Source organism: Noviherbaspirillum suwonense, assembly GCF_900182955.1.
GTDB lineage: Bacteria > Pseudomonadota > Gammaproteobacteria > Burkholderiales > Burkholderiaceae_D > Noviherbaspirillum_A > Noviherbaspirillum_A suwonense.
Map to the genome: position 1 here is coordinate 21,139 of NZ_FXUL01000026.1, position 19,235 is coordinate 40,373.

Sequence of the window (19,235 nt, forward strand, 5' to 3'; positions counted from 1 at the left end):
CGACGTTTTTCACGCATAGCAAGCAGAGCCCGATCGTGGGTTACAGCATGGCGCAATCGCGGAAATTTTCATGACGTGGGAGAAAACCGGAGTGCGGGCCCTGAGCGTCCCCATGCGGCCAATGCGGTCTTGCATCCCTGCCTGCAGCAGGACCTGGCCGCGATTCTGCAATGTTTGCGTCAACCTTTGCCGGTGACGTGATAACGGGCTGAACCATGGACAGGGGGCACCCTGGCGGCTGGAAGCGCAGGTATGCCTCACGCGAGCGCCGCTTCCGCCGGCATTGCGTCTGCTCCTGGTCTGGCACAACCTGCAAGTACACTCGACACCTGATCTCATCGGGCGACCCTTATCGCACGGCATCATGCCGCTTGCTGCCCCGCCGGGCCGGTGATGGCTGAGCATGGTCCGCCCCTATTCGACGGGCGTACCCTTCAGGCGGGTAACGTAATCCGGAGAAACAGGTCCTCCTTGATTTCCCCAGCTTGCACGGATATAGGAAACAACAGCCGCCACTTCGCTATCGGAAAGCGTTGTACCGAATGGCGGCATGCCGTAGGGTCTTGGATTGCCTGCAGTACCGGGGGGATATCCGCCGTTGAGGACCATGCGCACCGGGTTCATGGGCACTTCAACTGCAAGCGACCGGTTCCCCGCAAGCGGTGGATAAGCCGGAGGAGCCCCTTTTCCGTCCGCACCATGGCATGCGGCGCATTGCTGTTCGTAGAGTTTGAATCCCTGCTTGAGAATATCGTTATCCGCCCGTGCCGAATCGGGTTGCCTCTTCACTGAATTATCAACCGATGCTGGAACCGACTTCAAATAAACGGCCATCGATTGAATATCTGGTGTCGAGAGATGCTGCAAGCTTGTGCTGACCACGTCGGCCATCGGACCGAAGACGCTGCCGCGCTGCGATACGCCGGTTTTCAGAAGATCGACGATATCCTTCTCTTCCCATGCACCCAGGCCGGCATCCTTATCCGCTGTCAGCGCCGATGCATACCAGTTCTGCATCGGGATCATGCCGCCGCCAAGGCGCTCTTCGGCGATGCTGCCGCCAAGCGCATTGCGGCTGGTGTGGCAGGCGCTGCAATGACCCAGTCCCTGTACTAAATAAGCGCCGCGATTCCATTCTGCGCTTTTGCTTGCCTGGGGCTGGAACTCTCCCGGACGGAAGTAAAGCGTTCGCCAGAACGCGAGCATGATGCGCTGGTTATACGGAAAGCGCAGATCGTGCTCCTGATTTTCCTGCTTGACCGGAGCTTGCGCCTGGAAATAGGCAAACAGCGCATCCGAATCCGCTCGTGTGATCTTCGTATAGTTCGGGTAAGGAAATGCCGGGTACAGGAAGCTGCCATCTCTGGATTTGCCGTTATGAATCGCACGCCAGAAGTCATCCTGCGTCCACTTTCCAAGACCCGTGTCGTCGGGAGTCAGGTTTGACGAATAGATCGTGCCGAACGGCGTGGAAATGGGTCGGCCGCCGGCATATTGTTGGCCGCCCCGCGCCGTATGACAGCCCATGCAATTGCCGGCACGAGCCAGGTACTCGCCGCCGACCAATTGTTCGTCTTTATTGCTGACTGAGCGACTTGGATGATCATTTTCCGGAGCATGCACCAGCTGTATCCCGATGACCAGCGCGGGCACAGCAATGACCAGGGCGATAAGAATTAACAGAATGCGCTTCATAGGGCAGCCATTTATTGCGGTGCGCTGCCACAAGGTGTCGGCAGTGTGATCGATGTGGCGAGCGCGGGCGACATGTCATCCGGCACGGCCTGCGACGCCAGCCAGGTCGATACTGCGGCGATGTCCTCCGGCTCAAGCTGCCTGCTGATCTGTGCCATGCAGTCCGGCGCATGTGCTTTTCGCGCGCCGTTTTTCCAGGCGCCGAATTGGGAGTTCAAATAATCGCGGGGCAATCCCACCAGGCTGGGAATTGCGGGAAGCGCGCCGGTCAGCCTTTCGCCGTGGCAGGCAATACAGGCGGGAATGTTCTTCGCCTTGTCGCCCGACATGACCAATACCCGACCACGCTCCAGCACTGCCGGCGCGGCATTCGCAGCCTGCGCAGCCGCATACGGCGGATGCAGGTCAGAAAAATACTGGGAAATCTCCTTCAGATAGGCGTCGGACATATGGGCAACCATATAGGTCATCAACGGATATTGCCTGCGTCCTTCGCGGAAATTGACCAGCTGGTTATACAGGTAGCCCGCTGGCTTACCGGCAATCCGCGGGAAGTACCCGGCACTGGTGGCACGTCCTTCCTTGCCATGGCAGGCCGCACAGGCGAGGACCCGCTGTGCGACCGTATCAGGAACGTGGACCTGTTGTGCGCTTGCATTCACGCCCGCGAGCATTGCCGTCACAGCGACGATATAGGCAACGCATATGCTCCATGCGCGTCCCAGTGCGCACGGGAGAAACGGCCTCGCTTTGGATTTTTCGTGCAGGATGCTTTTCATTAATTTAACTAACATGCGAAAGGTATTGGCCTGCCGCTTCAAGCGCGTTAAAACAGCGGCCATTCAAGTGCCTGGCATGATTGTGCTGGGTCGTCGCCATCGAAAACAGAATCAGTTGCCAAATATTTTTGCATACCAGATTGAATGTGCTCCCGTTCAGGCGCTGCCGTTCGGGCGCTGTACTGGAATCCGGACAGGCACCAACCCGCCGCGCTACTAAAACAGCAATACGATCGTCGCTGCCGGAGTGGGAAATCCGCTTATCTGATACGGTTTTAATTTCGCCTTCTGCATCTGTTTTTCACTTCAACCCTGACCGACAATGCAGTTAAATGAACAGGGCAATGACGTCGCCCCGGCACGTGGCATTCGACGTCCGGCGGGGTTCGTCATCATAGGTTGCAAGGTATCAGGCGGAAAAAATGTATCAATACGATGAGTATGACGAGATGGTGGTCAAAGAGCGCGTTGCGGAGTTTCGCGATCAGGTCAGTCGACGGCTGTCGGGCGCGCTGTCCGAAGAAGAGTTCCTGCCTCTGCGTCTTCAGAACGGGCTGTACATGCAGAAGCATGCCTATATGCTGCGCGTCGCCATTCCGTATGGCGTCCTTTCGGCCAGCCAGGTCAGGATGCTGGCCCATATCGCCCGTAAATATGACCGCGGGTACGGCCATTTCACCACCCGCCAGAATATTCAGTACAACTGGATCAAGCTGGAGGAAGCGCCTGACATTCTCGAGGAACTTGCCACCGTCCAGATGCATGCGATCCAGACTTCAGGCAACTGCGTGCGCAATATCACAACCGAGCAGTTTGCCGGCGTCGCCGCCGATGAAATCCTCGATCCGCGGCCACTTGCAGAGATTCTTCGCCAATGGTCGACATTTAATCCGGAGTTTGCATTTCTTCCGAGAAAATTCAAGATTGCGATTTCCTCATCCGCGGAGGATCGTGCTGCAGTACGGATGCATGATATCGGCGTTTATCTGTACCGCAACGATAAAGGCGAGCGGGTGCTGCGGGTCTTTGCCGGCGGTGGTTTGGGCCGCACGCCTATCCTTAATTCGCAGGTTTGCGAAGATCTGCCTTGGGAACATCTGCTGACTTATATCGAGGCTATCCTCCGCGTCTATAACCGGTATGGCCGCAGGGATAACAAGTACAAGGCGCGCATCAAGATCCTGGTCAAGGCGCTTGGCGTGGAAGCCTTCGCCGCCGAAGTGGATAAGGAGTGGCGCCATCTGCAGGATGGCCCAGCCACGCTGACCGAGCAGGAGTATGCGCGGGTTGCGCGCTATTTCGCTCAGGACCGCTACGAAGTTCTTGGCGCGCATGATTCGATGCTCGAGAAGCATCTCGCAGAGAACAAGCGGTTTTCACAATGGGTGAAACGTAATGTGCGTCCTCACAAAGTTTCCGGATACGCTACGGTGACCCTATCGACGAAGCCCGGCGCCGCCATGCCCCCAGGCGATGTGACAGCGGACCAGTTGGAGCACATTGCGACCTGGGCGGAAGAGTTTGGCTTTGGTGAAGTACGGATCGCGCACGAGCAGAACGTCATCCTGCCGGATGTCCGCCTGCGCGACCTTTACAGCCTGTGGTTACGCGCTGTTGACCAGCGCCTTGCCACGGCCAACGTAGGACTTCTGACCGATATCATCGCCTGCCCTGGCGGCGATTACTGCTCGCTTGCCAATGCAAGATCGCTTCCGGTTGCAGCGGCGATCGCGCAGCGCTTTGATGATCTCGACTTTCTCTGTGACCTGGGCGACTTGTCGCTGAATATTTCCGGCTGCATCAATGCATGCGGGCACCATCATATGGGCAACATTGGCGTGCTGGGTGTGGATAAGGATGGCGAGGAGTGGTACCAGGTAACGATCGGCGGCTCTCAAGGCAACGAATCGGCGCTGGGACGGGTAATCGGCCGTGCTTTCCGGGCAGAAGAGATGCCGGATGTCATAGCACGCCTTGTTGAAACCTACTGCCAATTGCGACTTGAGGATGAACCGTTCTCCGACACGCTTCTTCGCGTCAGCCCGGAGCCCTTCAAGGCAAACGTGTACCGGCAAGCGGCCGAACCAAACGAAAGCATTCCATGTCCACGATAATCAGAATAATCGACGGCATTCCCCGTATCGTCGCCGACGAATGGGAAGTCCTGAGGCCGGAGTCGGCGGTCGCAAGTGCGTACGCGTACCAGATCGTACCGCTGGCCCAGTTTTCCTCAGCGTTGGATCAGGGCGTCGCGTCGGATATCCGTGCCGTATGGATTTCACCAGAAAACGATTTCGAACCGCTCATAGCGCACCTGCTTTCGCTGGAAATTATTGCGGTCGACTTCCCCAGCTTTCGGGACGGCAGGGGCTACAGCATTGCGACACTGCTGCGCACGCGGTATGGCTGGGCAGGACAGCTCCGTGCCATCGGCGATGTGCTGCGTGATCAGCTGAACTTCATGCGACGCTGCGGGTTCGATGCATTTGCGATTCGGCCAGACAAGGACATCCAGGACGCAATGAAGAGCTTCGGTCATTACTCCGTCAGATACCAGGGCGCGGCAGACGACCCGCTTCCACTATTTCGACGCCGCTAGCAGCCTGCCGGTAGGCAACCGCACAGGAAGGCCGGTCCAACATTATTCCCCCCTTTTAATCCACTATTGGAGTTACGCGATGACAAGCAACGATGCGGGAAAACCACGACAACGCTCCTTCATGGCCACCATGGTGGCTATTGCGTGGTCGTTTGTCGGGCTGCGCAGCAAGAAAGACTTTGATGTGGATCGGGAAGGCGGCATGAATCCGGTCTATGTCATCCTCGCCGGCTTGATCGGGACAGGCATCTTTATCGGCGTGCTCATGTTTTTTGTCAAGCAGGCTGTCGCTTAAGCAACCGCCAACTGGCTGCCACAGGGAGTCGTACTTGTTCGCAAACTTTGCCGCATCTCCTGGCGATCCCATCCTGTCATTGCAGCAAACCTATGCGGAAGATCCGCGCAGCGACAAGGTCAATCTCAGCATAGGCATTTACCACGACGAGGCTGGCCGCGTTCCCCAGCTCAAGTCCGTCAAGCGCGCACAGGCGCGCTTGCGAAGCATTGACGCTCCATGTGTTTATCAGCCGATGGCCGGCGCCGCAAACTATCGCCAAGCGGTGCAGACACTCTTGTTCGGAGCTGGCCATACCAAGGTCACTGCAGGTCATGTAGCGACGATACAGACGGTGGGCGGCTCCGGGGCGCTGAAAGTCGGGAGCGATCTGCTCAGGCGGCACTTTCCGGATGCCGAAGTCTGGATCAGCAATCCTACCTGGGACAACCATGCGGCCATTTTTGAGGGCTCAGGTTTTCCAGTCAAGCGGTACACCTACTTTGACTCCCAGACACAGGGCGTGGACTTCGAGGCGATGTCCGCCTGTCTTCGCACCTTGAGGCGTGGTTCGATCGTCCTTTTTCATCCATGCTGCCATAACCCCACCGGGGCGGACCTGACCAATGCGCAGTGGGATCGGATTATTTCGATAGTCACCTCACGAGGGCTCCTACCGTTTCTCGATATTGCCTACCAGGGTTTTGGAAGCGGCGTGGAAGAAGATTGCTATGCCATCCGTGCAATGGCTGATGCCGATGTTTCATTCCTGGTCAGCAGCTCGTTCTCCAAGACCTTTTCCCTGTATGGAGAGCGCTGCGGGGCCCTTAGCATCGTCTGTGCAAGCGCGGACGAAGCGGCCCGCGCATTGAGCCAGAGCGAACTCGCCGTACGGCGCAATTATTCCAGCCCGCCGACCCATGGCGGGCAACTCGTGGCGACCGTGCTGCTGGATGCAGAGCTGAAAGCACTCTGGATTCGCGAAGTAGACGCCATGCGCGAGCGCATCGCCGAAATGCGCCGGCAGCTTCATGATGCGATGCGCGTCGTACAGCCCGGCGGAAATTTTCGCTATCTTCTCAAGCAGCGCGGAATGTTTGCCTACACAGGCCTGTCGGCGGACCAGGTGCGAGCGCTTCGCACGAACTCCGGGATCTATCTCGTTGATTCCGGGCGACTGTGTATCGCCGGGCTGAATACCGGCAATATACAGCGCGTCGCCGTTGCTCTGGCGGCGATGACGCTACAGCACGCTGCGTGAACGGCGCCGATTCGCAGGCCGTCCTTCATTCAGCCAGCGCACGGCGAACCCGGCAGTGAATCAGCAGGTCCATGCACCGGCGATGAACTGCGCAGCCATCGCTTCCCCGACTGCCCGAAACAACACAAACTTCATCAAAGTGTTCAATGCCGGTTCGCTCTTCATGTTCCGCGACTTCACGTAGCACGTTGGAAAAGAGGATGCGGATGCGCGCTGATCGCGGTGGCGTACGCAGGCCGACCGTGGCGTTAGCGCGTTTTGAGGCGAGCGGCTGGACACCGGTCATGTCAGGCCGCCTCGGAAATTGGGCATCAACGTTGTGACGCTGGCAGCTGCGAAGCGCGCACCGCGATGGGACGAAGCCTACGTACCAAGACCGGCGGCGCGCATCAGCACTTTCATGCCAAAGGCCAGGAGGCCGAGTGCGCCGACACTGCAGCTCCAGATCAGCAACAGCCAGCCCAGCTTCACGTGCCACCGTTTTGCCGGGTCACGCGGTTTGTTCATCAGTGATAGCCCTCCCCGTGCCTGACCTTGCCGCGGAAAACATAGTATGACCACACGGTGTACATCAGTATGACCGGAATGATCAGCAGCGCCCCGACCAGAGCAAAGCCCTGGCTTTGCGGCGGTGAGGACGCCTCCCAGATGGTGATTGAGGGCGGAATAATATTGGGCCACACGCTGATGCCCAATCCGCTATAGCCAAGAAAGATCAGTGCGAGCGTGCAGAGGAATGGCGCCACATGCGCCTTTCGATTGACCGCCTGCATGAGCAAATACGTCGCGGTTAACACCAGAACAGGTACCGGAGCGAACCAGAACAAGTTAGGCATGCTGAACCAGCGCCGGGCAATGGCTTGGTCGGACAGGGGTGTCCAGACGCTGATGATCGCAATTACCGCAAGCAGTGTCCACGCCAGCCGGCGAGTAAGCTGAAACGCCCGCTGCTGAAGCGCTCCTTCCGTTTTCATGATCAGCCAGGTACTGCCGAGCAGTGCATAGGCGACCACGAGGCCGACGCCGGTAAAAACCGAGAAGGCGGAGAGCCAGTCAAATGCGCCCCCTGCATAGGCCCGGTTAGCAACCGGGAAACCGTTAATGTAGGCGCCAAGTGCAACGCCCTGGAAAAAGGTCGCCAGTATGGACCCGCCAATGAAAGCCTTGTCCCACAGGTGGCGCTCATGGTCGCGCGCCTTGAAGCGGAATTCGAATGCCACGCCACGGAAGATCAGGCCGACCAGCATGAGGATCAATGGCAGGTACAAGGCGCTCAGCACAACGGAATAAGCAAGCGGAAATGCGGCCAGCAAACCGGCGCCGCCGAGCACCAGCCAGGTTTCGTTGCCATCCCATACCGGCGCCACGGTGTTCATCATCACGTCGCGCTCATCCTTGTCGGGAAAGAATGGATACAGGATGCCAATGCCGAGATCGAACCCATCCATGATCACGTACATCATGATTCCGAAAAGAATAATGATCGCCCAGATCAGCGGTAAATTGATACCCATATCCTCAGCTCCTGCCATCGACCGTTGGTCGTTCTTCATCGGGCTCGGTTGCGGCGGAGAGCGGCCGCATCGGGGTGCGTTCCTGCCCGGGCCCGCCATCCGGCTGAAGTCGGCCTTCATGGTAGGTCGGCCCCTGCCGGACCAGTCGCATCAGGTAACCGACGCCCGTGCCGAACACCGCAAAATACACCACGATGAAAATTGCCAGCGTAATGCTCAGCTGTCCTGCGCCGTGCGCAGATACGGCGTCACTGGTGCGCAGCAGACCGTACACCGTCCATGGCTGGCGGCCAATCTCGGTCGTGAACCATCCCGCCAAAATGGCAATGATGCCGGTTGGCCCCATCCACAAGGCGAAGCGCAAGAATGCACGACTGTGCCAGAGTGTCCCTCGCCATCTGAGCCAGGCGCTCCATAAGCCCAGCACAATCATCAGGGAACCGAGGCCGACCATGACGCGGAATGTCCAGAACACTACCGTCGCGTTCGGCCTGTCTTCCGGCGCAAACGATTTCAGCGCCGGGATCTCGCCATCCCAGCTGTGCGTGAGGATCAGGCTACCCAGACGCGGAATTTCAACGGCATAGTGATTCTTCTCCGCCTGCATGTCAGGCCACCCGAAGACAACCAGCGGCGTGCCTTCCCCCGCACTCGCTTCCCAATGTCCCTCGATGGCGGCCAGCTTGGCTGGCTGATTTTCAAGGGTATTCAGTCCATGGAAATCTCCGATGACGGCCTGCAGGGGAGCGACAAACAAGACCATCCACAAGCTCATGGAAAACATTTTCCGGATTGCTGCGTTATCCCGCGCGCGCAGCAGGTGCCACGCAGCTGAAGCGCCGACGAACAGCGCCTTGGCCAGAAAGGCAGCCACGCTCATATGCGCGAGACGGTAAGGAAACGAAGGATTGAAGATCACTGCCAGCCAGTCCATGGGAACGACGCGACCATCGATGATTTCGTAACCTTGGGGCGTCTGCATCCAGCTGTTCGACGCGATAATCCATGTGGCCGAGATCAGGGTGCCAAGGGCAACCATGGCAGTCGAAAGAAAATGCAGGCCCGGCCCCACGCGGCTCCAGCCGAAGAGCATGACGCCCAGGAAGCCCGCTTCCAGAAAGAAGGCCGTGAGGACTTCATAGGCGAGCAGCGGCCCGGTAATGCTTCCCGCGAAATCGGAAAAAAAGCTCCAGTTCGTACCGAACTGATAGGCCATCACGAGGCCCGATACGACACCCATGCCAAAATTGACGGCGAATATCTTGGACCAGAAGTGATACAGGTCCCTGTACGTTTCATCGCGCGTGCGAAGCCAGAATGCTTCGAGCACGGTCAGGTAGCTGGCCAGGCCGATGGTGATGGCTGGAAAAATGATGTGGAATGAAATCGTGAACCCGAACTGGATGCGCGCGAGTTCCAATGCGGTAAAGCCCAACATGATGATATTTCCTCGTGTGCATCTACGCCGTCATGGCGCAATCAGCACCTGGCATGGTAGTGCGGCACCCCGCGAAGCAACAGAATCAGTTACCACCAAAAAGACCATATCAGATGAAGACATCCGAACTGCCTTGGCCTGGAAATTCCTGTACAGTTGCTTTCGAATCAAGCACGCCAGGAGCGCTCGACCTTCGAGCCGAGCAGCTTCCATTTCGTTGCGCTTTGCATAGCACTTGTTGAGTATCCTCCTAAACGGTTTATCGCGACCAGAAAAATCCATGAAACGATATGAAGCTCTGGCAGAAGAGATCGCGCAGTCAATTCGAACCGGCGTGATGAAGCTTGGCGACAGGCTGCCGTCCGTGCGACAGGCCAGTAGCAGCCGCGGCGTCAGCCCTTCGACCGTGTTCGAGGCGTATTACTTGCTGGAGGCGCGCGGCCTGATCCGCGCGCGTGAGCGGTCTGGTTATTACGTCATTGCCGGCGCAAAAAAGATACTCCCGGAACCTGACCTTGTATCGCGCCCGGATGAAGAATCGATGCAAGTGGATGTCAGCCAGCTGGTGTTCGAAATTCTCGAGTCTGCCAGGACCCGGGATGTCGTGCCCTTCGGCTCCGCATTTCCCAGCCCGATGCTGTTTCCGCTGCCGCGGCTCGCAAAATCGATGGCGTCCAGCGTTCAAAGCATGGACCCATGGAGTACCGTCGATGACATCACGCCGGGCAATGCCGCCCTGCGCCGGCAAATAGCGCTGCGTTATCTTGCGGATGGCGTGCATATACATACCGATGAAATCGTGATCACAAACGGGGCGCTGGAGGCATTGAATTTGTGTTTGCAAGCCGTGACCCGGCCAGGGGATACGGTGCTCATCGAGTCGCCGACGTTCTATGCCGCGCTGCAGGCGCTCGAACGCCTTGATCTGAAGGCGGTGCAGGTGCCTACCCACCCGCGCGAAGGCATCGATCTGGACGCATTGACCCTGGCCCTGGAGAGACATCAGCCAAAGGCGTGCTGGCTGATGACTAATTTCCAGAATCCGCTCGGGAGCTTGATGTCGGATGAGAAAAAGAAGGCGGTGGTCGAGCTTCTGGCGTTGCATAACGTTCCGCTGATCGAAGATGACGTCTATGGCGAACTCTACTTCGGCAGCAAACGCCCGCTTCCCGCGAAAGCATTCGACAAGAAAGACCTCGTCATGCATTGTTCATCGTTCTCCAAGTGCCTTGCGCCGGGGTATCGGGTTGGATGGGCCGTGCCGGGACGGTTCACAAGGGATGTCACGCGGCTGAAGCTGACAAGCACCTTATCGGCATCTGCGCCGGCACAGGCGGCGCTTGCCGACTATCTCGCCAAAGGCGGCTATGATAAGCACCTGCGCCAGTTGCGCCACGTCCTCTCCGTGCAGCAGAGTGCGATGATCCAGGCCGTCGTGCGGCATTTTCCGCGCGGGACAAAAGCGACCAGGCCGGATGGCGGTTATTTTCTGTGGGTTGAACTCCCTCACGATGTCAATTCGCTGGAACTCCAGCGGCAAGCCCTGTCCCTCGGCATTAGTGTCGCGCCCGGCCCCATGTTTTCTGCACGCCGCGAATTCAGGAATTGTCTCAGGCTTAATTACGGACATCCATGGGACGACCGAACCGAGGCGGCAATTGCGACTTTAGGGCGCTTGATTGCCGCCAATCTGGAATCGAACCGGCCCGTTTTGACACCCGGCACGACTCCCCGCAGCGATCCTGTTGCCATCGACAAGTAAGTCCTGGCGCGAGACGGTGCGAAGCCGCCTTCGTCACCCAGTCAGCGAAGGCGCTGCTACTCAGCCACCGCGTGCCGAGTGGTCCGCTTGCTGATCAGCTGCCATGCACAGAAGGAACTGCCTAGCGCCAGCCCTGCCGACAGCAGCATGACCCAGCGAAACCCATGAACAAACGCCTGGTTGATCGCGACGCGGACCTGATGCGCCTCGGCCTGCGTGGCCGCCGCCGGCGTCTCCATCGCCGCCAGCCTGCCCTGCTGTCTGGTGACTTCCTGCATGAGCGCCGGCCTCAGCCCATGCGTCATGCTGGAAAGCTTGGCGTTGAATGCAATGCTCATCACGATGCCGAACATGGCAATCGCCAGCAGCGAGGCGAGCCGCGACACGGCATTGTTGACGCCGGAGGCGGCGCCCGCCAGGCCGGGTTCCAGCGCGTTCATCACCGTCGTGGTTAGCGGCGCCACGCTGATTGCCATGCCCAGGCCCAGCACCAGCAAGGCGGGGAAGAACGTGGTCCAGTAACTTCCGCCGGTGGCCGGTAATGCGAACAGAGCAAAGCCGAGCGCGGCGATGGCGGGGCCGATGACCAGCGGCCGGCGCGAGCCATGCCGGTCCACCAGCGTGCCGGCCCAGCCCGACAGCACGGACATCGTGAGCACAAATGGCAGCAGCGCAGCGCCCGCTTCGAACGCGGTATAGCCCTGCACCTGGATCAGGTTGAGCGGCAGAAAATAAAGGCTGCCGCCCAGGGCGGCATAAAGCAGCAGCGTCAGCAGATTGGCGCCGCTGAAATCGCGCGAGCGGAACAGGTGCAGCGGCAGCAGCGGCGCCGGATGCCGGCGTTCCTGCCAGATGAAGACAGCCAGCGCCAGCGCGGCCAGGGACAGCAGGTACGCGACCCGTGCATCGCGCCAGCCGGCCTCGCTTGACAGGATGAGCCCGGACACCAGGCTGCCCAGTCCAATGATGGCCAGGGCAGCGCCGGCCCAGTCCAGCCTGCCCTGCTGCCGGCCCCGGCTCTCGGGCACATGGCGCCAGGTCAGGTATAGCACGATCAGCGTCAGCGGAAGATTGAGCAGGAAGGCGGCGCGCCATGACCAGTGTTCTATCAGAAAGCCGCCAAGGACGGGGCCGAGCGCCGCGGTGATCGCCGTATAGCCGGACCAGATGCCGATTGCCTTGCCGCGGATTTCCGGTGCGAACGAGGCGCTGATCAGTGCCAGGCTACCCGGCACCAGCAGCGCGCCGCCGATGCCTTGCACGGCCCTGGCCCAGATCAGATGGGACACCGAGCCGGCCATGCCGCACCAGACGGACGCTGCGGCGAATAGCGCGATGCCGACCAGGAAGACGCGCCGCCGGCCGTAGCGGTCCCCTGCGCTGCCACCGACCAGGAGCAGGGATGCAAGAAACAACGCATACGATTCCACGACCCATTGCACTTCGACAGCGGTCGCAGAGAATTCCTGTTGCAGCGCGGGCAAGGCAACGTTGACCACCGTGCCGTCGATGAACACCATGCTCGAGGCCAGTATCGTTGCCGCCAGTACCAGCGGTCGTGCCCGTGGACTGCAAGGCGCGTCAGCCGGGCTGGCGTGATTGACGGATGGATGCGACGTGGATATGAAGCGACGATTCATGCTGCGACTCCGCGCGTGATAGGGAGTAACGGACGCACGGGCAAGACCAGTGGCGTCATGCCGGATATTCCGGCTGCCGCCCGTTTGCGCGCATGCCTTCGTCCTGCTGCCGTTTGCGCAGCCAGGCATGACAAACGATCCGGTTCTGCCGTAATCTAACATTTCGCCGTCCGGCCTGTGCCGGCGTGGAAAGCCCAGCCTGGAGGATCGTCATCATGGATAAGCACGAAAAATCGTCCGCATGGCCGGCACTGGACCTCGACGCCTGGAGCGGAACCTGCGCAACGCTGCACAGGTGGACGCAAGTGGCCGGCAAGGTCCGGCTGGCCCGGACCCCATGGCTCAACCACTGCTGGCATGTGACGCTGTATGTGACGGCCGCCGGGCTGTCCACGTCGCCGGTCCCGCATGGCGACCGCGTGTTTGAAATCGAGTTCGACTTTGTGCGGCACCGGCTGGAGATACGCATCAGCGACGGCAGCCGCGGCGGCTTTGCGCTCGAGGCGATGTCGGTGGCTCGCTTTTACCAAAGCCTGATGGAGGAAATGTCCCGGCTGGGCATTCCGGTGCGCATTGCGCAGACGCCGAATGAAGTGGCCGACCCGATTCCGTTTGCGCAGGATGACGTGCATTGCGACTACGACCCCGACTATGCAAACCGTTTCTGGCGGGTGTTGCTGCAGGCCGACCGGGTATTCAAGCAATTTCGCGCCCGCTTTGCGGGAAAATGCAGCCCGGTCCATTATTTCTGGGGTGCACCGGACCTCGCCGTGACCCGTTTTTCCGGGCGCAGGGCGCCGCGTCATCCGGGCGGCATACCGAATCTGCCGGATTCGGTGACCCGCGATGCGTATTCACATGAAGTCAGCAGTTGCGGCTTCTGGCCTGGCGGTGGCCCGATACCCTATGCCGCCTTCTACGCTTATGCCTATCCGATGCCGGCTGGCTACCCGGAGGCGCAGGTGGAACCGGGCGAGGCTTACTACAGCCACGAACTGGGCGAGTTCATCCTGCCCTACGATGCCGTCCGGCTGGCCGCGGATCCCGACGCCACGCTGCTGGCCTTCCTGCAATCGACCTATGCAGCCGCCGCCGGGCTGGCCGCCTGGGACCGGGATGCGCTGGAATATGCAGCAGATTTCCAGGCGCCGCCGCCCGGATAAACCGACAACGCCCCGAACCGACGCCAGGCTGCCGGCTGCGGTGCATTGCATGCGGCATCGATCCACCGGGATACTTACGTTCGCCAGCCGCGTTCGATAACACAATCGTTGCCTGCCTTAGGCAGAGCGCTCCCATCCCCGGCTATCTGCATTTCAGGCGCCAAAGGCATTGTTTTCCGCTGGCGCCTGGCACGGGTAGGCGTTCACGAGCCTTGCCGGGTCGCTTCCGCTGGCGCAGTTATCTTTATCAATGGCCTCCGGAAGCATGAGCTGAACCACGATTGCGGTAACGCCTTCGGAGTCCTGGGAAATGTATTCCAGCTGCGCGCGCACATCGCTGATCAATCCGCTTTCCGCGAGGCGAGCACTTGTGGCATGAGGGACATACCCGACGAAATACCGCTTGAGCTTGCTCACGCCGATTACTTTGATCAGGGCGCCAGGTTCAGGATTTTTCGCGTCGACTTCAAGCTCGACTGCGATGACGCTACAACGCGCGAAATCCTGTGCTGCCGCCCTTCGGCTGTGCAATCCGTCAATGCGCAGCCCGGACGCATACAGCTGAAAACCTGGAGGCAGTGCGGGCGTTTTTGCAGGGATGCATTGGATAGGCTGGCTGGGGGAGACAGGCACCCTGTCCAGGCTGGAGATCCGTCGCTTCAATCGGTCAAGCAGGGAACGGCTTATGCTCCAGCGTTTTAACGAGCCATCGCTCTGCTGTACAACAGAAAGTTTGAGCATACCGGGACCGTGTCAATTTGATCAGCAGACGAAGATGTTATTTTATCAAGATTATGGTTTTGATAAGTTTCAATACTGCAACCTATTGCGCTGGAACAAGGTGCGGTGTCGGTAGGAGACGTTCCAGCCTCCGTGAATTCGCCGCCCGTTTCTGCTATATTTCCCGGCATTGGAGTTGCACTGAAGCAATGCAGCAAGGTCGTCATTGCGGGAAGCACTCCGGTAGCAACCAATCGGACAGGCTATGGAAGTCGACAGCAACGTTTATCAAACCTTATTGGAATCCACCAAGGCGATTCCCTGGAAAATCGACTGGAAGTCGATGCGCTTCAGCTATATCGGGCCGCAAATCCAGGACCTGCTCGGCTGGTCCGCTGACAGCTGGATCGGCGTGGAAGACTGGGCCAACAGGATGCATCCGGACGACCGCGACCGGGTCGTCAATTTTTGCGTGGCGCAGTCGCAGAATGGCGTGGACCACGAAGCCGACTATCGAGCCCTGACCAGCAACGGTTCCTATGTCTGGATACGCGACGTCGTCCATGTCAAGCGGAACGGAAGCGGCGAGGTGGAATCGCTTGTCGGCTTCATGTTCGACATCACTGAGCGCAAGCAGAATGAAGAGCAGCTGCTGGCCCTGCAGAAGGAACTGGAAACCCTGTCGTTCCGGGACGGCCTGACCGGCGTCGCCAACCGGCGCATGTTCGACGCCGTGTTCAGCAAGGAATGGACGGCGGCGCAGCATAGCGGCGAACCGCTGTCGCTGGTGCTGCTCGATATCGACTTCTTCAAGCAGTACAACGACAGGTATGGGCATATCAGGGGCGACGATTGCCTCAAGAGGGTGGCGCAGGCGCTGGACGGCGCGGGCAAGCGCCCGCACGATTTCTTTGCGCGTTACGGCGGGGAGGAATTCGTCATGGTGCTGCCGCAAACGGATGCCGCCGCCGCCCGGCAGATGGCTGAGCGATGCAGGATACTGGTGCTGAGCGAACGCATTGCGCATGAGGACGCTGTGGGCAGCAAGGTGCTGTCGATCAGCCTGGGCGCGGGGACGATTACGCCGGGAAGCAGCGATGCGCCTGACACTTTCTTCCACCTGGTGGACCAACGGCTGTATGCGGCGAAGATGCAGGGCAGGAACCGGGTGGTGTTCACGGACGCGGTGGCGCAGCCGTAGCGTTGCTCCCGGCAGCCGCAGCTACCGCTGCAAACGGCTGTAGTCGGGCGGCAGATGCGCGGGCCGGATGGCGCAGAGGCGAACTGTCCAGGAAAAGCCTTCACTTCTTGGACAGGATGAAAAGCGTGGCGAGGATGCACAGCGAGCCGATCCAGTCGACCAGCGCAAACGGAATGTGCAGCCACATGACGCCGACAAGGGTTGCGGCAAGCGGTTCCGCGCAGGCCAGCAGGCTCGTCTTCTGCGGACCTATCCGTTTCACCGCGGCGAGGTAGGCATAGAAAGACAACAGCGTGCCAAAGACAATGACGAAGCCTGCGGCCGATACCGTCTGCATGTCCCATATGCCCGGGACGTCCCAGGGCCTGCTGGCCAGGCTCAGCACGAGGCCGCCGACCACCATGCTCCAGCCGACGACATGGGCGGCATCGTTTTCCTTCAACAGCCGCACCGGCTGTATCGTATAGAACGCCAGCGCGATGGCCGAACTGATGCCCCAGAACAGCGCCAGGCCTGAAATCTTCATGCTGGTCAGGTCGCCATGCGTGACGAGCAGCAGCGTTCCCAGGCAGGCGAACAAGATTGCCATGCTCTCCAGCGACGATGGCATGCGCCGTCGAACGATGGAAAAGTACAGTGCGATGAACACCGGCCCGAGGTACTGGAGCACCGTGCCGGTCGCCGCATTCGAATGCTGGATGGCGGCAAAGTACGTGTACTGGACCGCCAGCATGCCGAGCACGGCGAATATCAACAGATCGAACGCCGAGCGCCATGAGCGCCAGATATGCCAGATCTTCGCCCTCGCGCGGCAGGCCGAGTACAGCAGCAGGGCGGCGCCGGCAACGAGCAGGCGGACGCTCACCATCCATTCAATGTCGATCTGCTTGCGCTGAAACAGGAACTGGGCGCAGACACCGGAGATGCCCCACATGATCGCCGCCGATATGGCGAGAAAAAATCCTGGCTGTATTTGCGGCACTACGTGTTCCTGATCGGCGAAAATTGACAATGACATTGCCGGCTTTGAACGGCACCGCGCATTATTGCATGCAGCCCATCCCGCAATCAGGCGCGTTGCGTGCGCTGGCGCCGGCATGGCGGTCTCGGCCCGAAAATCGGGGAATCGGCATCTGGCCACGGGCCAGTGCCTTGCCGGGCAAGCCGGACCTGTAACCCGTCAGCGATCGGCCGGCAAGTCTGCGCCGGGCGTACGCTGCGGTGCGGCGCGCGTTTTCCCCGGAACCGCCATCAGCGACCAGCCCGCATTGCGCAGTTCTTCCTTCATCGTTTCCACGATCCATCCGCGCCGTTCGAGGTCCATCCGGCTGCGGATTGCGCCGACGCTGATGGCCGCATAGGTGCCCGGCGTTACCTGGAACGACAGGCCCACGCCGCTGACGCCGGTGGCGACCAGATTGTCGGTGCTCGCATAGCCCTGCTGGCGGATCTGCGCCGCGAGCTGGACCAGCTGCGCCAGCGACCTGCGCTCCGGCGGCAGTTCGCCGGCATGCCGGGTCTGGAATTCCGCCAGTTCGCCATCGGACAGCGTCGCCATCAGGGCCGTGCCCGCCGAGCCCACGCCTAGCAGGCGCAGGCCCCCGACCTTGAGCACCAGGGCCTTGATCGGGAAAGCGCCTTCCTCGTAATGCACGCAGTGCGCGTAATCGCCGTTGCGCACCACCAGGTAGACCGTGTCCTCGGTGCGGCGGGCAAGCCGGATCATCATTGGCCGGCAGCGCTCCATGATCGGCGCACGGCTCATCGTCGCCAGCCCGAGCTGCATCGATTCCAGGCCCAGGCGATAGAGCTTGTCCTCGCCGCGCGCAAGCATGCCGCTCTGCACCAGCGAGCCGAGCAGCCGGTATGCAGTGGCGCGGTCCAGGCCGGTCGCCGCCACCAGCGACGCCAGCGAAATGCCGCGCTCGTGGTTGAGGCCGACGAGCTTCAGCAGATGGATCGCGCGAAACACGGACTGCGCGCCCGGCATGCGTTCACTGCCCTGTTCAATGTTCATATTATGAACTTTCATGCGGGTTATCTTCGTCGACTATACATGCAAGCCAGGCTCTACGCGGAGCCGGCATCGTCATCCGTTCACATTATGAACGAATTGGCACTCAGCAGTTTACGACCCCGGGCAGGAATACCGATACTCTTACCGACGTTGAAAAAAATGCCCGATATCAATCTGGAGACAAACATGAAACGCACATCGTTGATCGTCGCAGCCTGCGTTGCGCTGGCTGCCCCCGGCCTGGCCGCGGCGCAATCGGGCGACCTCTGGCCCAACAAGCCCGTCAGGCTGCTGGTCGGCTACCCGCCGGGCGGCGCCTCCGACACCATCAGCCGGTTGATCGGCCAGGAACTGGCGCGGATGAACAACCAGTCATTCATCATCGAGAACAAGCCAGGCGTCGGCGGCATGCTCGCCATGAGCCAGGTCGCCCGCGCGCCCGCCGACGGCTACACGCTCGGACTGGCCGTCAGCGGCAGCCTGACCACCGGGCCGCACCTGCAAAGCCCGAAGCTCTACGATCCGCTGACCGATTTCCAGACGATCGGCATGCTCGCGAAGACGCCAATGGTGCTGCTGGCCGGTCCGACCAGCGGATACGAGACGGTGGATGCGGTCGTGCGCGATGCGCAGAAGCGACCCGGCGAGCTGATGTTCGCGTCCGGCGCCCAGGCCTTCGAGCTGGCGCTGCAGCTGTTCAAGTCCAAGGCCCATGTGGATATCACCGCGGTGTCCTACCAGGGCGGCGCGCCGGCGTCCATCGATGTCATGGCCGGACGGGCGCAGCTGATGGTCGACACCATCGGCGCGCAGCAGGCGAATATCAAGGCCGGCAAGCTGAAGCCCCTTGCGGTGCTGGACAGCACGCGCTCGCGCATCATGCCCGAGATACCGACGATGGCCGAAGCGGGCGTGAAGGGTTATGAAGCGCTCGGCTGGGCGGCGCTCGTCGGTCCGAAGGGCATGCCCGCCCCGGTCGTGGAGAAATTGAACGGCCAGCTGCAGCAGATCCTGAAATCGCCGGAAATCAGCAAGAAGCTCGAGACGCTGGGCTTCGAGCCCTGGCCTGGCACGCCGCAGTTCATGCAAAAGACCGTCGCGGCCGAATACGCAAGCTGGGGCGAAGTGGTCCGCACATCCGGCATGGCCAACCGGTAGCCCCGGCCGCCAGC

General features: G+C 60.3%; 18 protein-coding genes. 8 read left to right on the forward strand and 10 right to left on the reverse strand.

Annotation, left to right across the window (positions count from 1 at the left end):
* Positions 1-414 precede the first annotated feature (414 nt).
* Together QOL82_RS24230 and QOL82_RS24235 are read right to left on the reverse strand one after the other, a co-directional pair.
* Positions 415-1,695, reverse strand: a complete 1,281-nt coding sequence (locus QOL82_RS24230) for a cytochrome c (protein WP_283444883.1) — start codon at positions 1,693-1,695, stop codon at positions 415-417.
* A gap of 11 nt (positions 1,696-1,706) precedes the next feature.
* Entirely contained in the window at positions 1,707-2,537 is an 831-nt protein-coding gene (locus QOL82_RS24235; RefSeq protein ID WP_430438539.1) for a c-type cytochrome, read from the reverse strand.
* Between the two features lie 359 nt (positions 2,538-2,896).
* On the opposite strand from QOL82_RS24235, the gene QOL82_RS24240 reads away from it, so the two are divergent.
* The 4 genes from QOL82_RS24240 to QOL82_RS24255 all read left to right on the forward strand — a co-directional run bounded on the left by QOL82_RS24240 (position 2,897) and on the right by QOL82_RS24255 (position 6,608).
* Entirely contained in the window at positions 2,897-4,588 is a 1,692-nt protein-coding gene (locus QOL82_RS24240; protein WP_283444884.1) for a nitrite/sulfite reductase, read from the forward strand.
* Entirely contained in the window at positions 4,576-5,073 is a 498-nt protein-coding gene (locus QOL82_RS24245) for a DUF934 domain-containing protein (RefSeq protein WP_283444885.1), read from the forward strand. The genes QOL82_RS24240 and QOL82_RS24245 overlap by 13 nt, the downstream gene beginning before the upstream one ends.
* 79 nt (positions 5,074-5,152) lie before the next feature.
* Positions 5,153-5,368 carry a DUF2970 domain-containing protein gene (locus tag QOL82_RS24250; RefSeq protein WP_283444886.1) on the forward strand — a complete coding sequence of 72 codons (216 nt, stop codon included), beginning with the start codon at positions 5,153-5,155 and terminating at the stop codon, positions 5,366-5,368.
* Positions 5,369-5,402: 34 nt separating this feature from the next.
* On the forward strand, positions 5,403-6,608 hold the full coding sequence (locus QOL82_RS24255) for an amino acid aminotransferase (RefSeq protein ID WP_283444887.1): 1,206 nt from the start codon (positions 5,403-5,405) through the stop codon (positions 6,606-6,608).
* A 25-nt stretch (positions 6,609-6,633) separates the two neighbouring features.
* Here QOL82_RS24255 and QOL82_RS24260 read toward each other — a convergent pair whose 3' ends face one another.
* From QOL82_RS24260 to QOL82_RS24275, 4 genes are all read right to left on the reverse strand, one after another.
* Complete coding sequence (locus tag QOL82_RS24260; protein WP_283444888.1) at positions 6,634-6,894, reverse strand: hypothetical protein; 261 nt, start codon at positions 6,892-6,894, stop codon at positions 6,634-6,636.
* Positions 6,895-6,971: 77 nt separating this feature from the next.
* Positions 6,972-7,115: a DUF2474 domain-containing protein gene (locus QOL82_RS24265; RefSeq protein WP_283444889.1), complete on the reverse strand. Its 144-nt coding sequence runs from the start codon at positions 7,113-7,115 to the stop codon at positions 6,972-6,974.
* Positions 7,115-8,122: a cytochrome d ubiquinol oxidase subunit II gene (gene cydB / locus QOL82_RS24270; protein WP_283444890.1), complete on the reverse strand. Its 1,008-nt coding sequence runs from the start codon at positions 8,120-8,122 to the stop codon at positions 7,115-7,117. Before cydB ends, QOL82_RS24265 begins: the two co-directional genes overlap by 1 nt.
* 4 nt (positions 8,123-8,126) lie before the next feature.
* Positions 8,127-9,560: a cytochrome ubiquinol oxidase subunit I gene (locus QOL82_RS24275; protein WP_283444891.1), complete on the reverse strand. Its 1,434-nt coding sequence runs from the start codon at positions 9,558-9,560 to the stop codon at positions 8,127-8,129.
* Positions 9,561-9,840: 280 nt separating this feature from the next.
* Here QOL82_RS24275 and QOL82_RS24280 point away from each other — a divergent pair, with 280 nt between their 5' ends.
* Positions 9,841-11,322, forward strand: a complete 1,482-nt coding sequence (locus QOL82_RS24280; protein ID WP_283444892.1) for an aminotransferase-like domain-containing protein — start codon at positions 9,841-9,843, stop codon at positions 11,320-11,322.
* Between the two features lie 56 nt (positions 11,323-11,378).
* Here the strand turns inward: QOL82_RS24280 and QOL82_RS24285 are convergent, their stop codons facing one another.
* Positions 11,379-12,962: an MFS transporter gene (locus QOL82_RS24285; protein ID WP_283444893.1), complete on the reverse strand. Its 1,584-nt coding sequence runs from the start codon at positions 12,960-12,962 to the stop codon at positions 11,379-11,381.
* Between the two features lie 215 nt (positions 12,963-13,177).
* On the opposite strand from QOL82_RS24285, the gene QOL82_RS24290 reads away from it, so the two are divergent.
* On the forward strand, positions 13,178-14,125 hold the full coding sequence (locus tag QOL82_RS24290) for a DUF5996 family protein (protein WP_283444894.1): 948 nt from the start codon (positions 13,178-13,180) through the stop codon (positions 14,123-14,125).
* A 153-nt stretch (positions 14,126-14,278) separates the two neighbouring features.
* Here the strand turns inward: QOL82_RS24290 and QOL82_RS24295 are convergent, their stop codons facing one another.
* Positions 14,279-14,866, reverse strand: coding sequence for a hypothetical protein (locus QOL82_RS24295; RefSeq protein ID WP_283444895.1), 588 nt, complete (start codon positions 14,864-14,866; stop codon positions 14,279-14,281).
* A 244-nt stretch (positions 14,867-15,110) separates the two neighbouring features.
* Here QOL82_RS24295 and QOL82_RS24300 point away from each other — a divergent pair, with 244 nt between their 5' ends.
* Entirely contained in the window at positions 15,111-16,046 is a 936-nt protein-coding gene (locus tag QOL82_RS24300; protein ID WP_283444896.1) for a GGDEF domain-containing protein, read from the forward strand.
* A gap of 100 nt (positions 16,047-16,146) precedes the next feature.
* On the opposite strand, the gene QOL82_RS24305 is transcribed toward QOL82_RS24300, so the two are convergent.
* Together QOL82_RS24305 and QOL82_RS24310 are read right to left on the reverse strand one after the other, a co-directional pair.
* Positions 16,147-17,145, reverse strand: a complete 999-nt coding sequence (locus QOL82_RS24305) for a DMT family transporter (RefSeq protein ID WP_346772313.1) — start codon at positions 17,143-17,145, stop codon at positions 16,147-16,149.
* Between the two features lie 81 nt (positions 17,146-17,226).
* Positions 17,227-18,063 carry an IclR family transcriptional regulator gene (locus QOL82_RS24310; RefSeq protein WP_283444898.1) on the reverse strand — a complete coding sequence of 279 codons (837 nt, stop codon included), beginning with the start codon at positions 18,061-18,063 and terminating at the stop codon, positions 17,227-17,229.
* 186 nt (positions 18,064-18,249) lie between these two features.
* On the opposite strand from QOL82_RS24310, the gene QOL82_RS24315 reads away from it, so the two are divergent.
* A complete protein-coding gene (locus tag QOL82_RS24315) occupies positions 18,250-19,221 on the forward strand; it encodes a Bug family tripartite tricarboxylate transporter substrate binding protein (RefSeq protein ID WP_283444899.1) in 972 nt (323 codons plus the stop codon).
* Positions 19,222-19,235: the final 14 nt, after the last annotated feature.

Excerpts from the sequence above, each read along its gene's own strand:
- QOL82_RS24260 (WP_283444888.1), bottom strand. The coding sequence starts at position 6,894 with ATGACCGGTGTCCAGCCGCTCGCCTCAAAACGCGCTAACGCCACGGTC.
- QOL82_RS24295 (WP_283444895.1), bottom strand. The coding sequence starts at position 14,866 with ATGCTCAAACTTTCTGTTGTACAGCAGAGCGATGGCTCGTTAAAACGC.
- QOL82_RS24245 (WP_283444885.1), top strand. The coding sequence starts at position 4,576 with ATGTCCACGATAATCAGAATAATCGACGGCATTCCCCGTATCGTCGCC.
- QOL82_RS24300 (WP_283444896.1), top strand. The coding sequence starts at position 15,111 with ATGGAAGTCGACAGCAACGTTTATCAAACCTTATTGGAATCCACCAAG.
- QOL82_RS24265 (WP_283444889.1), bottom strand. The coding sequence starts at position 7,115 with ATGAACAAACCGCGTGACCCGGCAAAACGGTGGCACGTGAAGCTGGGC.
- QOL82_RS24235 (WP_430438539.1), bottom strand. The coding sequence starts at position 2,537 with ATGGCCGCTGTTTTAACGCGCTTGAAGCGGCAGGCCAATACCTTTCGC.
- QOL82_RS24240 (WP_283444884.1), top strand. The coding sequence starts at position 2,897 with ATGTATCAATACGATGAGTATGACGAGATGGTGGTCAAAGAGCGCGTT.
- QOL82_RS24310 (WP_283444898.1), bottom strand. The coding sequence starts at position 18,063 with ATGAACATTGAACAGGGCAGTGAACGCATGCCGGGCGCGCAGTCCGTG.
- QOL82_RS24230 (WP_283444883.1), bottom strand. The coding sequence starts at position 1,695 with ATGAAGCGCATTCTGTTAATTCTTATCGCCCTGGTCATTGCTGTGCCC.
- QOL82_RS24290 (WP_283444894.1), top strand. The coding sequence starts at position 13,178 with ATGGATAAGCACGAAAAATCGTCCGCATGGCCGGCACTGGACCTCGAC.
- cydB (WP_283444890.1), bottom strand. The coding sequence starts at position 8,122 with ATGGGTATCAATTTACCGCTGATCTGGGCGATCATTATTCTTTTCGGA.
- QOL82_RS24285 (WP_283444893.1), bottom strand. The coding sequence starts at position 12,962 with ATGAATCGTCGCTTCATATCCACGTCGCATCCATCCGTCAATCACGCC.
- QOL82_RS24280 (WP_283444892.1), top strand. The coding sequence starts at position 9,841 with ATGAAACGATATGAAGCTCTGGCAGAAGAGATCGCGCAGTCAATTCGA.
- QOL82_RS24305 (WP_346772313.1), bottom strand. The coding sequence starts at position 17,145 with ATGCCGGCGCCAGCGCACGCAACGCGCCTGATTGCGGGATGGGCTGCA.
- QOL82_RS24315 (WP_283444899.1), top strand. The coding sequence starts at position 18,250 with ATGAAACGCACATCGTTGATCGTCGCAGCCTGCGTTGCGCTGGCTGCC.
- QOL82_RS24250 (WP_283444886.1), top strand. The coding sequence starts at position 5,153 with ATGACAAGCAACGATGCGGGAAAACCACGACAACGCTCCTTCATGGCC.
- QOL82_RS24275 (WP_283444891.1), bottom strand. The coding sequence starts at position 9,560 with ATGTTGGGCTTTACCGCATTGGAACTCGCGCGCATCCAGTTCGGGTTC.